The sequence below is a fragment of the Laspinema olomoucense D3b genome (assembly GCF_025370785.1).
GTDB lineage: Bacteria > Cyanobacteriota > Cyanobacteriia > Cyanobacteriales > Laspinemataceae > Laspinema > Laspinema olomoucense.
Genome location: NZ_JAMXFA010000031.1, coordinates 25773 through 37990, shown reverse-complemented (window position 1 = coordinate 37990; position 12218 = coordinate 25773). Strand labels below are relative to the sequence as shown.

Annotated in this window: 5 protein-coding genes; 4 read left to right on the top strand and 1 reads right to left on the bottom strand. The window is 50.3% G+C overall.

Annotation, left to right across the window (positions count from 1 at the left end):
- Positions 1-164: 164 nt before the first annotated feature.
- From NG792_RS20310 to NG792_RS20300, 3 genes are all read left to right on the top strand, one after another.
- Positions 165-1244 carry a tocopherol cyclase family protein gene (locus NG792_RS20310; RefSeq protein ID WP_261200121.1) on the top strand — a complete coding sequence of 360 codons (1080 nt, stop codon included), beginning with the start codon at positions 165-167 and terminating at the stop codon, positions 1242-1244.
- Between the two features lie 219 nt (positions 1245-1463).
- Entirely contained in the window at positions 1464-1730 is a 267-nt protein-coding gene (locus NG792_RS20305) for a hypothetical protein (RefSeq protein WP_261236595.1), read from the top strand.
- 228 nt (positions 1731-1958) lie between these two features.
- Positions 1959-10337 (top strand): CHAT domain-containing protein, encoded by an 8379-nt coding sequence (locus NG792_RS20300; RefSeq protein ID WP_261236594.1) that lies wholly within the window; start codon positions 1959-1961, stop codon positions 10335-10337.
- 176 nt (positions 10338-10513) lie between these two features.
- Here the strand turns inward: NG792_RS20300 and NG792_RS20295 are convergent, their stop codons facing one another.
- A complete protein-coding gene (locus NG792_RS20295; RefSeq protein WP_261236593.1) occupies positions 10514-10726 on the bottom strand; it encodes a hypothetical protein in 213 nt (70 codons plus the stop codon).
- 2 nt (positions 10727-10728) lie between these two features.
- Between NG792_RS20295 and NG792_RS20290 the strand changes: the two genes are divergently transcribed.
- A complete protein-coding gene (locus tag NG792_RS20290) occupies positions 10729-12168 on the top strand; it encodes a phosphoglucomutase/phosphomannomutase family protein (RefSeq protein WP_261236592.1) in 1440 nt (479 codons plus the stop codon).
- The last annotated feature ends 50 nt before the right edge of the window (positions 12169-12218 follow it).

Genomic DNA, 12218 nt, shown 5'->3' with positions numbered 1-12218 from the left:
TCTTAATGATTTAAGGGGTTTCATTTTAAAGCGAACTCCTGCCTGGGATGGCTTTAAACCCCCTTGATTTTTTTTGCTATAATTAAACCCTAAAATAAGCGATAAAATCTAATTTTTGTTAGAAGCGAAGGAAACGAGAAAGCATGACCAACGACAACCCAACTATGACCACACTAGAACGCCAAACTCCCCACAGCGGATACCATTGGCAGAGTAGTCCACGCCGGTTTTTTGAAGGGTGGTATTATCGGGTCACCTTACCCACGGACCGCCAAACTTTTGCCTTTATGTATTCTATCGAAGACCCCGCAGGCGGTTCGCCCTATAGTGGCGGCGGTGCGCAAATTTTAGGGCCGGATGATGGCTATTTATGCCGGACCTTTCCTGATGTTAAAGGATTTTGGGCCTGGTCTAACAGTTTAGCCCTGGGTCACTGGGGAAAAACCGAGTTACCTTACCCACCCAACTATTTATCCCCCCATGAGTTCGATCGCTACATTGAACAAGGGTATCAAGGGACTGCCACTTGGCATCAGGGCAAATTGTGCGACCCCGGGACGGGACAACGTTGCGAGTGGCAATATGCCATCTCCCCCATCTACGGATGGGGCGATCGCCAGCGGGGTCAGTTAGCAACCGCCGGTTTACTGTCATTTTTACCCATGTTTGAACCCGGTTGGCAAATTTTGATGGCCCACGGTTTGGCAACAGGTTGGATCGATTGGAACAGCAAGCGCTATGAATTTACCAATGCCCCTGCCTATGCCGAGAAAAACTGGGGGGGAGCCTTTCCCGAAAAATGGTTTTGGGTTAATTGTAACTGCTTTGACGATGAACCGGACCTCGCTTTAACCGCTGGCGGGGGACGCCGGGGGGTCCTCTGGTGGATGGAGTCCGTGGCCCTGATTTGTATCCATTATCGCGGTGAGTTTTATGAATTTGTCCCCTGGAATGCTCAAGTGAGTTGGGAGATTGACCCTTGGGGTCGGTGGCAAATGCAGGCGAGTAACGATCGCTTTACCGTAGAACTCACCGCCACCACGGATCAACCGGGAACGCGCCTGCGTGCACCCACCCAAGAGGGATTAACCTTTGTCTGCCGTGATACCATGCATGGGCACCTCACTCTCACTCTGCGATCGCGCCTCGGGGGCCAATCTTCGGTAATTTTTCAGGCCACCAGTTCCCTCTGTGGCGTCGAAACCGGCGGCGGGCCTTGGACAGAAACTTGGCGATCGGCCTGAGTAACCCGCGAATCATTGAGCGATTTCCCTCGATGATTCCCCCCTAGGGCAGTCATCAATTAGAATGGCTCATCGTTATCCCACAAGGGGAAGCGATGCCCCAAACCGTCTTGAACTGACCGCCTTAAAAAGTTATCCACTGACCCCTCCTGTTTCGGCGTAGTCTCACTCATCCTCGGAATCAGGGAAATACACTGTATTTAAAATCAGCCCCCCCCATTGTATCAATGGCTGATTGCTGCGATCGCCTCGGAACTGGAAGCGGCAGGGATTTATACTGGGCTGTTCAGTTCCCTCCTATTCCTCTTTGCTCAACTTTGCCGCAAAACAAACCCGTCAATCTCTGTGTGCCTTACGTGGGTTCCAGTTTTACTGAGATTGGCAATCCGGAGTCGAGCAACCCAATGTAAAGTTATCGTGAAGACCACTTTGGCGGCGGGGAAGGTCCGTAATTTTACGGAAGCGATGGGACAAGAACCCGGATAGGCTAGAACTATCTACTAAAATTGTCCTCTATCGAGAGGACGAGGTGGGGGTGCAGCTTGTCGTTCATTCCTCAGATTCCGGAGTGAATTAACCCCCTTAGCTTGCACCCCTTGTCCAATTGGGTGGAATAGCTCCAAAATCCAGCCATCAGGGGAACGAATTGGCATTTACTCTGTCGATTTTTAGCAGATTCTAATTTATCCATTCGCATCCCGAGAGATTTAGACGATGAAACTCGATGAAATCACGTTTCAGTGGTTGGTGATTTTTTCCCTCCTCGGCAGCTTATCTCCCCTAACTCCAGCTTCGGCACAACCCATCACACCCGCAGCGGATGGGACGAATACTGTAGTCACCCCCGAGGGCGATCGCCTTGATATCAGCGGCGGTTCCCTGAGTCAAGATGGCGCAAATCTGTTCCACAGTTTCCAGCAATTCGGGTTATCTCAGGGCCAAATTGCCAACTTTTTATCTAACCCCGAAATTCGCAATATCCTCGGACGAGTTGTCGGGGGTGATGCTTCTTATATTAATGGTTTAATTCAAATTACTGGAGGCAACTCCAACCTATTTTTAATGAATCCCGCAGGCATCCTATTTGGTGCCAATGCCCAACTCAACGTTATGGGCGACTTTACCGCCACCACCGCCACCGCGATAGGATTGGGAGAGTCTTGGTTTAACGGATTTGGGGATAACAATTATGCAGCACTGGTGGGAACCCCCAGTGCTTTTAATTTTTCTATATCACAACCCGGGAGTATTGTCAACCTTGGGAACTTATCTTTAGAACCGGGACAGAATTTAACCTTGTTAGGGGGTAATGTCCTCAACATCGGCACCCTTTCTAGTCCCGGTGGGACCATTACCCTGGCGGCAGTCCCCGGAGAAAGTCTAGTTCGGATTTCGCAGGCGGGACATTTGCTCAGTTTAGAAGTGAGCAATGCACAGAGTGACCCCACCTCCCTGATGCCGGTTTCATTACCGGAACTCCTGACAGGGGGTGGGACGACTCATGCCAATCAGGTGCAGGTGAACCCCGATGGCACGATCGCCCTGACAAGTTCGGGACCCGCAATCCCGATGACAGGGGGAACGGCGATCGCCTCGGGGACATTAGATGTATCCGGAGAAACCGGCGGGACCGTCCAAGTCTTGGGTGAAAAAGTCGGGGCGATCGCTAGTGAGATTAACGCCTCCGGCATCCAGGGGGGAGGCACAATCCTCCTCGGCGGTGAATATCGAGGCCAAGGTCCCATTCCCACCGCCTTATACACCTTCGTCAGTAGCGATTCCACCCTGAATACCGATGCTGGAACCGTCGGAGATGGCGGACGGGTGATTTTATGGGCCGATGATACAACCCGCTTTGATGGTCATATTACCGCCCGAGGCGGTGCAGCGGGTGGCAATGGCGGATTTGTGGAAGTATCGGGCAAGCAAAACCTAATATTCCGAGGAAATGTAGATGTGAGTGCGCCCAATGGCAACTTAGGAAGTTTGCTGCTGGATCCGGAAAATATTATTATCGTGGATGGTAATGGTGGTGCGGAGGATAGCGAACTCGACGATTCTAACATTTTTAGCTTAGAGGGTACCGGAGATTTTACCATTTCCGAACAGAAACTGGAAAGTTTGGAGGGCAATGCCGATATTACCTTAGAAGCGAGTAATGATATTACTATTGAAGATTTAAGCGATAACGAATTAACCTTTAAATCTGGTGAGGGTGCTATTACCTTTAATGCAGATGCTGATAGGGATGGATCGGGTTCGTTCTCCATGAATGAAGGGGATAGCATTTTAGCCGGAAAAAGAGCCGTAACCATTTATGGAGTCAGCATTACTGCTGGGACAATCCGCACTGAAGACTGGGCAACGGGACAAGATGGCCCCGGTGGAAATGTCACCTTAACGGCGCAAGAGAGTATCGATATCAGTCGCATTAGAAGTATGAGCGCTAATGGAGACGCCGGAGATATTATCCTAGAACTCACGGAAACCGGCGGCACGATTGTGACGGGTAATTTAGAAGCGTACACTTACTATAACGGAGATGGAGGCACGGTTGATATTAATGCAAATGGGGGCGATATTCAAACGGGACATATAGAAACATTTGCCAACGTGCCGTTGTCGGAGTCCCAGGGAGGGGCAGATATTATCATCACCGGGGGCAATATTTCCGTAGGAGATCTCAACGCGGGTAATCAAGGAGTTGATGATGCTAAGTATGGAGGCTCGATTACAATTTCGGGAGCAGGAAATATTAGCACCGGAAGTATCAATTCTGCGGGAAATCTGATCGGGGGAAATATTAGGCTAACTGCAACTGCCGGGACAGTTTCAGTGGGGAATCTACAATCTCAATCCAATGCTGGAGACGCGGGAGATGTTACCCTAACCGCTCTGGGAGATATTGTCACCTCGGAGATTTCTTCTTACGGACAAAATTTGGGCGGTCACATTAACATTACCAGCGAATGGGGTGCGATCGATACGACGGCGGGAACGATTTCTTCCTACACTACTGGACATAGTTATGAGTACGGAATCGGCGGCAATATTACTATCGTCGCACCGGGCGATATTACCACAGGTAACATCCGCTCCTCCGGTTGGGTAAATGGAGGTGAGATCACGATCACCAGTGATTATGGGGTGATTGATACGACATGGGGAACGCTTTCTTCCTACACTACTGGAAGTATGGGCGCGGGAGGTGATATTAGCCTAGCAGCACAGGGGGATATTACCACCAGCGATATCGAGTCCTACGGCTCGAATATAGGAGGTAAGATTAAAATAATTAGCAGTAATGGGCTGATTGATACAACGCTGGGAACGCTTTCATCCTACAATAATGGGCCGGGTGGAACTGGCGGGACTATTACCCTAGAATCTGAATATAATGTGACCACCAGCGATATCGAGTCCTACGGCTCGAATATAGGAGGTGATATTAACATTATCAGCAACTCGGGTGCGATCGATACCCGTGCGGGTTCTCTCAACTCTTTCAATAGCAGCGAGGATGGCGGTATTGGGGGAAATATTACTTTAGAAGCTCTAGGCGATATTGCTAGTGGCAATATCGAGTCCTATGGTTCTGACGGTGGGGGAAGCATTGCGATCCGGAGTCATGATGGTGCGATCGATACCAGTGCAGCACCTCTAATCTCCAATTCCACTCGAGGAGATGCCGGAGATGTAACGCTTCAAGCTGAGGGAAATATTCTCACCAATTATATCCGAAGTTGGACATTTGGGGATGAAACCAAAAAAGGCGGCAATATTAGCATCACCAGCAATTCGGGGGCGATCGATACCACGGCGGGGGGAACATTATTGTCCGAAGCAATAATTGCTCCCAATGCAGCGATCGCAGAGATTTCTAATAGCTTTTCATCACAGTTTGCCAATTTGGATGCCTATGCAACCAATGGCACCGGAGGAAACATTACTCTCTCGGCAGCGAATGGAATTACAACCAGTCATATTAGCTCATTTGGAGCAGCAAATAGCGGCAATGTCAACCTCAACAGCAGCTTAGGAGATATCACAACCAACGTAATTTTCTCCGTGTCAGCAAATGGCAATGGGGGGAGTATTACCCTAAATGTACCCCAGGGAAATATTAGCAGCAATCATCTGGCTTCTTATGCAGCACAACAAGGAGGAGCGATCAATATTACCAGTGGCGGTACATTGAATCTGGGTGAGGCAACCCTTAACTCGTATTCCAGTGCAGGTGCAGCCGGAGATGTGACGATTGCCGTAGGAAATAGCCTGATTTTGGGTGGCGATGCCAGTCGCAGTGCGATTCGTTCCGAGGGATATACCCAAGGCGGGAACATTACCGTAAATAGTAGCGAGGGTGCGATCGCCGCGCCCGGTTCTCTCGATTCTTTCTCAGAAACCGGAACCGCAGGTACACTCAGCCTTGTTGCTAATACCGATATTACCACCAACGGTATTCGTTCGGAAGGGGCGCAACAGGGGGGGAGTATCGCGATTACCAGCACCACAGGGGCGATCGATGCCAGTGGTGGCGGATTAAATTCCTACTCCAGTGGGGGAACGGCTGGAAATGTCACCCTCACCGCACCGGGGAATATTACCACATCTACGATTCGCTCCGAAGGCTATACAGAAGGCGGAGATATTACCATCACTAGCAATACTGGGGCGATCGCCACCGATGGTTCCCTCAACTCTTACTCCGAAACTGGGACTGCGGGAAATGTCGCTTTAACCGCCAATACTGACATTACCACTGTTGATATTAGTTCCCAAGGCGGGGAACAGGGAGGAAGCATTACCTTGACGAGTAATGCCGGTGAAATTGATACCAGCCTTGCAGCTTTAACTTCTACTTCGGATCAAGGCAATGCGGGAAATGTAACCCTTGAAGCGGCGGGAAATATTGTCACCAATTATATCCAAAGTTGGACATTTGGGGATGAAACCAAAAAAGGCGGCAATATTAGCATCACCAGCAATTCGGGGGCGATAGATACCACGGCGGGGGGAACATTATTGTCCGAAGCAATAATTGCTCCCAATGCAGCGATCGCAGAGATTTCTAATAGCTTTGCATCACAGTTTGCCAATTTGGATGCCTATGCTACCAATGGCACCGGAGGAAACATTACTCTCTCGGCAGCGAATGGAATTACAACCAGTCATATTAGCTCATTTGGAGCAGCAAATAGCGGCAATGTCAACCTCAACAGCAGCTTAGGAGATATCACAACCAACGTAATTTTCTCCGTGTCAGCAAATGGCAATGGGGGGAGTATTACCCTAAATGTACCCCAGGGAAATATTAACAGCAATCATCTGGCTTCTTATGCAGCACAACAAGGAGGAGCGATCAATATTACCAGTGGCGGTACATTGAATCTGGGTGAGGCAACCCTTAACTCGTATTCCAGTGCAGGTGCAGCCGGAGATGTGACGATTGCCGTAGGAAATAGCCTGATTTTGGGTGGCGATGCCAGTCGCAGTGCGATTCGTTCCGAGGGATATACCCAAGGCGGGAACATTACCGTAAATAGTAGCGAGGGTGCGATCGCCGCGCCCGGTTCTCTCGATTCTTTCTCAGAAACCGGAACCGCAGGTACACTCAGCCTTGTTGCTAATACCGATATTACCACTAACGGCATTCGTTCGGAAGGGGCGCAACAGGGGGGGAGTATCGCGATTACCAGCACCACAGGGGCGATCGATGCCAGTGGTGGCGGATTAAATTCCTACTCCAGTGGGGGAACGGCTGGAAATGTCACCCTCACCGCACCGGGGAATATTATCACATCTACGATTCGCTCCGAAGGCTATACAGAAGGCGGAGATATTACCATCAATAGCAATACTGGGGCGATCGCCACCGATGGTTCCCTCAACTCTTACTCCGAAACTGGGACTGCCGGAACCGTGAACCTGTCTGCCCATGCGGATATTACCACAAATGGGATTCGGTCCGAAGGTGCACAACAGGGGGGAAGTATTAGCCTAGAAAGTACCACAGGCGTCGTCGATGCCAGTGGGGGTAACCTAGACTCCTATTCCAGGGATGGCAATGCCGGACAAATTACCGTAACCGCCGAAGGGGACATCAAAACCGGATTTATTCGCAGCTTTACCTTAGATGATGCCAGTACCTCCCTCGGGGGAGAAATTTCGCTGATTAGTCGCAGCGGGGCGATCAATACCACCGCAGGAGACTTATCGGGGGAAGCAGAAATTGCCCTAGATGGCGATGTTTCTTCCCCGGAAGTCGCCAATGCCTTCCAACATAACCAAGCCAATATTAACGCCTATTCCGCCAATGGCACCGCAGGCAATATCACTTTAAATGCCCGTAACCAAATTACCACCAGTCATATCAGTTCTTATGCGGGAGAAGGCAGCGGAAATGTTACCCTGGGAAATAGCATCGGAGATATCACAACCGGCGTAATGTTTTCCAGTACCCGCAACGGTGGCGGAGGTGCGATCGCCATCCAAGCCCCCGAGGGCAATATCAACATCGATCACATTGCCACCTATTCCAGCAACGGCACCGGGGGGAATGTCAATCTCTCCGCCAGTGGTAGCGTCACTTTGAACAACATTGCCTCCTTTGGCAACTTAGAAAGTGGCGACGTCACCATCATCAGTGACGCCAGTACCATTACCACCGGCGCAATCCAAACTCTCGCCCCTTCTGGTACTTCGGGGAATATCACCTTAAATACCTTTAGCACCTCCGGGAACATTCAAACCGCCGAACTGCGCTCATCCGGTGCAGAAGGTGCCGGGGATATTACCGTAATTGCGGAAGATGGTTCCGTACTCACTGGGGATATTGAATCCACATCCGAAACCGGCGATTCCGGCAATATCATTGTTGAAGGGTCAGGAGATGTTCAAACCGGAGACATTCGGTCCGAAGGCGGTCAAAATAGCGGGGATATTGCCGTCAACAGTAGCGAAGGGTCTGTCACCACCGGCAACATCGAAACCATTGCTCACAATGGTGATTCCGGCAATATTGCCGTCAATGCTGAAAAAGATGTAATCACCGGAGACATTCGGTCCGAAGCTAGTCAAAATAGTGGCAACATTGAGGTTAATAGCAATTCCGGAAGCGTCACCACCGGCAATATTGAAACCATTGCTCACACTGGTGATTCGGGGAATATTGCTGTTAATGCCGAGAAGGATATACTCACCGGAGACATTCGCTCCATCGGCGGAAACAATAGCGGTAACATCCAAATCGAAAGTCGCCGGGGTACGATTACCACCGGCAATATTGAAAGTATAGCGGGAACCGGAACCGCTGGAGATATTAGCCTCTATGCTGAGGGAGAGATTAACACGGGGAATGTGACCTCAACAGGAGCCTTGGGGGGTGGAAATATCGAACTCAACAGTAAGACGGGAGAGGTGAATACCGGAACTGTGGTGACGAATGGCGGACAACTGGATATTTCTGAAGGAAGTGCGATCGCACCTACCGAAGCAGTCCGTGCGTTTGTAGCACCCCGAATTGAGCAGAGTAACGTGCTGCCACCCGCCCAGCAAGGGGGGAATCCTACCGCAACGGAACCACGCAATCCCGTGTTGACGGTAGATCCAGGAATGAACTTAAGCCTAGTCCAACAGAATACTGAATTGCAGCAAGTCTTATCAAGGACCGGAGACAGCCTTGCCATCACAAGCATAGGTAACAGCGATCTCATTGAACTCCAAGGGTTGCAAAATAATAGTACCCTCAACAGTATGATGCAGGCGATCGGGATCAGCGACCTCAAAAGTGTAACCGATAGCATCAGCGATCGCACCTCTACCACTCAACAAATCGCGCACGCTCTCAACGCCATCACCAGCAATCCCCTAACAGTTGCTGGAGGCGATGCCGTCGCCTCCCTCGAACAAAGCCGGGATGACGAATATAGCGAGTATTTCGGGACTAATTTCTCCGAAGGATTAATGAACAGCGCCTCCTTGAAGGATGCCTTAGTCAAAATTACCGCAGAAACCGGCTATCACTTTGCCGTGGTTTACATCAGCGCCTTACCCAGCCAACTGGAACTGATCCTGTTTACCGCAGATGGACAACCCATCCGCAAAACCATTCCCGAAGCACCGCGAGAACAACTTTTAGAAGTCGTCCAGCAGTTTCGCAGTGAACTCACCAACCCACGACGCCTCAATTCCAAGAGTTATCTAAAATCCGCCCAGCAGTTGTATAATTGGCTGATTGCTCCCATCGCCTCGGACCTAGAAGCCGCAGGGATTAATACCCTCATGTTCAGCATGGATGCAGGATTGCGTTCTTTACCCGTCGCTGCCTTACATGATGGGGAACAGTTTCTCGTCGAAAAATATAGTTTGAGTCAGATTCCCTCCGTCAGCTTGATTGATACCACCTATCGTCCCTTACAGGATACAAGGGTATTAGCAATGGGTGCCTCCACCTTTACCGAACTGTCCCCCTTACCCGCAGTTCCCGTAGAACTCACTACCATTGCCGATGGCTTATGGGAAGGAGAAGCCTTTATAAACGAACAGTTTACCCGGGAGAATTTACTCCAGCAACGGCAAAGCTATCCCTATCCCATCATTCACCTTGCCACTCACGGCGAATTTAAGTCCGGCAGTCCCAGCGAGTCCTATATTCAATTATGGGATGACCAACTGCAACTCGATCGGATTCGCGAAATGGGTTGGAACAATCCCGTTGTCGAGTTATTAGTCCTTTCTGCCTGTCGCACCGCATTAGGGGACGAACGCGCCGAATTAGGGTTTGCCGGGTTAGCAGTCCAAGCTGGGGTCAAATCCGCCTTAGCCTCCCTCTGGTACGTCAGTGATGAAGGCACTCTAGCACTGATGACCGAATTTTATACCCACCTCACCGATGCCAAAATTAAAGCTGAAGCCTTACGGGAAGCCCAAATTGCCATGATTCGCGGAGAAGTCCGCATGGAAGGGGGACAGTTACTCGGAACTGGAACTCGCGGCGGCGTCACCCTCCCTTCGGGATTGCAAAATCAACGTCTCTCCTTTGCTCATCCTTATTTTTGGTCCAGTTTCACCTTAATTGGCAGTCCCTGGTAGGGGAGATAGGGGAGATAGGGGAGATAGGGGAGATAGGGGAGATAGGGGAGATAGGGGAGATGGGGAGATAGGGGAGATAGGGAGATAGGGGAGATAGGGGAGATGGGGAGATAGGGGAGATAGGGGAGATAGGGGAGATAGGGGAGACTGATTGAAGTCGTTATCCGCCTTAGACGTCACGACTTCAGTCGTTTACCATCCCCATCCTCCCTATCTTCCCCATCCTCCCCATCTCCCCCATCCTCCCCATCTCCCCCATCCTCCCCATCTCCCCCATCCTCCCCATCTCCCCCATCCCAGGACCACCCACCCCATCCCAGGACGAACCACAAATGACCAAGGACAAATCCTGTACTATTAGGGTGAAGTGCGTTCAGAGAGACTAGCAAACATGAGTGCAGCAGGCACCTCAGAGGAAATCGTATTTGGTACCGATGGATGGCGGGGGATTATCGCCCGAGATTTTACCTTTGCCAACGTGCGGAAGGTGACGAGGGCGATCGCCGCTTATCTGGAAACGGCCTACAGTAAAGATAAACCCGTTTTAATTGCTTATGACCCCCGCTTTTTAGCCGACCAATTTTCTCAAACAGCGGCGGAAGTCTTAGTAGATTTGGGTTGGACTGTCAAGATGACGGACCGGGATTGTCCGACTCCGGTAATTGCTTATAATGCCCGCCATCTGAATACTGCCGGTGCGTTGATGTTCACCGCATCCCACAACCCGGCCCCTTATTGTGGCATTAAATATATCCCCGATTATGCGGGTCCTGCTACCCCAGAAATAACCGATACCATTGTGGCAAATATTGCCAAGGCATCGGATGAACCGCCCTCGGGTAAGAATACCGATAAAATTTCCATTTTTGACCCTAAACCCGCTTATTTGGAATTCATCTACACGTTGCTGGATGTGGATACCATTCGCAAGGCGAAACTCAAGGTCAAATATGATGCATTGTATTCCACTTCCCGGGGCTATTTAGACCTAGTTTTAGACCATTGCGGTTGCGAAACCGAAAGCTTCCACACTTGGCGCGATGTCCTATTTGGGGGAGGAATGCCCGAACCCAAAGGGGAAATGCTGGTGGAGTTGGTAGATGCAGTCAAAAAAGATGGTGCCGATTTGGGTTTGGCAACCGATGGGGATGCCGATCGCTTCGGGATTGTCGATGAGAAAGGCACTGTTCTTACCCCAAATACCATCCTGCTATTATTAGCAAAGCATTTGCTCCAAAATAAAGGCAAAAAAGGCGCAATTGTCCGAACTGTTGCCACCACTCATTTGCTCGATAACCTGGCGGAAAAATACGGTTTAACCCTATATGAAACCGCTGTTGGGTTTAAATATGTTGGGGAAAAAATGCGGGAAACGGATGTGCTCATCGGCGGTGAAGAATCCGGCGGTTTGAGCATCTTGGGTCACATCCCCGAAAAAGATGGCATTCTGGCTGATATGTTGGTCGCTGAAGCAGTCGCTTTCGCCGGTAAACCCCTGAGTCAATTGGTGGAAGAGGTGATCGCCGAAGCGGGCGGTCCTCTCTATAACAACCGTCTGGATTTACATTTGACCGAAGCCCACAAAGCAGCAGTTCTCGACGCTTACCTGAAAAATCCCCCGACAGAAGTCGCGGGAATTCAGGTCAAAGAAGTTGGGCGCAAAGATGGGATTAAACTCTATCTTGAAGATGGTGGCTGGGTGTTACTCCGTCCCTCGGGAACGGAACCTTTGATTCGGGTTTATATGGAAACAAATTCTCCCGAAAAACTCCAAAAAGTCGGCCAAGAAATGCAGGCCAAAATCGATAAACTGGCTCCGGTTGCTGCGTAGTAATTTTCCAGGGAACGGCGGGGGTGTAAATCCCTGCCGTTTGTTGCTGT

Bases quoted from the DNA above. Each gene is read 5' to 3' on its own strand.
- NG792_RS20310 (WP_261200121.1), top strand. From the start codon at position 165: ATGACCACACTAGAACGCCAAACTCCCCACAGCGGATACCATTGGCAG.
- NG792_RS20300 (WP_261236594.1), top strand. From the start codon at position 1,959: ATGAAACTCGATGAAATCACGTTTCAGTGGTTGGTGATTTTTTCCCTC.
- NG792_RS20290 (WP_261236592.1), top strand. From the start codon at position 10,729: ATGAGTGCAGCAGGCACCTCAGAGGAAATCGTATTTGGTACCGATGGA.